Source organism: Confluentibacter sediminis (assembly GCF_003258355.1).
GTDB classification, from domain to species: Bacteria; Bacteroidota; Bacteroidia; order Flavobacteriales; family Flavobacteriaceae; genus Confluentibacter; species Confluentibacter sediminis.
The window spans coordinates 1-524 of the sequence record NZ_QKPO01000073.1 but is presented as its reverse complement, the minus strand read 5'-3'; the positions used below and the strand labels follow the sequence as shown (position 1 = coordinate 524).

The following is a 524-nucleotide window of genomic DNA, read 5'->3' as shown; positions in this document are numbered from 1 at the left end:
CAAGGTATGTGACGTCCGCTGAAGAGGACAGTTGCGGTTCAAGCGAGTCGCCAAACCGCAACACAGTATGTAGGAATAAATAGAAAATTAAAGAAGGAGGAACCCTATGGAGGGTCCCGAAATCAAGGCCGTTGAGGCCGTAATCGACAATGGATCGTTTGGTAAGCGCACGCTGCGCTTCGAGACCGGCCGCCTCGCCCAGCAGGCCGATGGCGCTGTGGCCGCCTACCTCGACGACGATTCCATGATTCTGTCCACCACCACCGCCGGTTCCAGCCCGAAGGAGAACTACGACTTCTTCCCGCTGACCGTCGATGTTGAAGAGAAGATGTACGCTGCCGGCAAGATCCCGGGCTCGTTCTTCCGTCGTGAAGGCCGCCCGAGCTCCGAGGCCATCCTCGCCTGCCGTATCATCGACCGCCCGCTGCGTCCGCTGTTCCCGCACACCCTGCGCAACGAAGTGCAGGTCGTCGAGACCGTGCTCGCCGTGAACCCTGATGACGCTTACGATGTCATCGCCCTGA

Annotated in this window: 1 pseudogene; it reads left to right on the top strand. The window is 59.5% G+C overall.

Features of this window, described 5'->3' with window-relative positions:
* Positions 1-106: 106 nt before the first annotated feature.
* A pseudogene (locus tag DKT72_RS19000) lies at positions 107-524 on the top strand (polyribonucleotide nucleotidyltransferase); the annotation flags it as partial.